At 39.6% G+C, this 1,226-nt stretch carries 1 protein-coding gene; it reads right to left on the bottom strand.

Translation table 11 applies throughout. From position 1 onward, the window contains the following. Positions 1–58: 58 nt before the first annotated feature. On the bottom strand, positions 59–1,226 hold a 1,168-nt coding region (locus tag ACYPWY_RS16305; protein ID WP_459686603.1), incomplete at its 5' end, for an ATP-binding protein.

The following is a 1,226-nucleotide window of genomic DNA, read 5'->3' as shown; positions in this document are numbered from 1 at the left end:
TGGCTTTGAAAAAATGATTCTTATGGCGAATTTAGATGTTCTTATGGCGAATTAAAGTTTATTGCTCGTTTATTTTTTTTATAAATTGCTCATAAATATTTTCTTGCGCGTTAATTGTCTCATTATTTAATATATAGCGCGTATATTTTTGCGCCTTGATTTTCGTTAGTAATTTATAGGACTCCAGTTTCAATATCAAAAATTTAACTTGGGCGCGGGATAGTTGATTGCCAAAGGCTTCCACAAAATCTTTCATATATACTTCTTTTGCTTTCTCAAAGCAAGAGGCTATTATTTGTAAATCCCTTAACCGGTATTCCCTGATATATGCAGGCTGTTTGGCAGTCTCATAATACAAATCGCCCAGCACATACTTTTTATCTGCCGAACTTTGGGATTTTATCAATCCTTCCCTGTATAATTTTTCAACAATATCTTCCGGTAATCCGGTGGATATTCCCTGCCGGATTTTATCCAGTGTCAGCAAATCAAATACGTTTAATTTATCCGTCCTGTCGCGCTGTACATTCCTGACAAAGAAATAGAAATTTTTGTCAAGGATTTCCGTTTTAAGCCGCAGTTCCACTTGATAATCATCCGTATGGGAAAAGTCCGGTAAAGGCTTGCTTTCCATCAGGCAGTTATAAAACATCTTATCCACCCCCTGACCCGAACGTTCAATCAAACCTGTCTTTTGAAGCACCTCGGACATACGTTTGCACCGGGGTAAGCTGTTTACCGTCAGTATATTTTCTTTGGTAACTCCGACAGGGAATCCTCCTGCATTGGTTATAATTATTTCGTCGGGATACTGCTTGATGAATACTGCGCTTTGAATATGGTAACTGCGGTGGCAATAGGCGTTTAAAATGGCTTCCCTGATAACCTCTTCGTTGAAACTCGGAATATCATAAATGTAAGGACCCTGTTGGACGTGTAACAACGGATTGCTTGCCGGTTGATTGATATACGTCCACATTTTGTCTATGCCGGTAATGAGCGGTTCCTGAAATTCATACCGTGCGGTATAGGGTATTGTGGAGTGATTCAAGCGATATTCAATAACCGTTTCCGCCTGATGTAAATATTGACGCAAAGCTTTCCTTGTTCCAAGCAGGATAAGGGCTGCATAATTGAACTTTCCGTTTTGGGCTAATTCCAAATCCGAAAGCATCTGCATATCAGGTAAGGTTTCAAAGGCAGGATTGCCTTGTTTCTCGGCATAC

The sequence above is a fragment of the Viscerimonas tarda genome (assembly GCF_054601255.1).
Note: the sequence above shows the minus strand (reverse complement) of the source record. Positions and strands in the feature narration are given on the sequence as shown.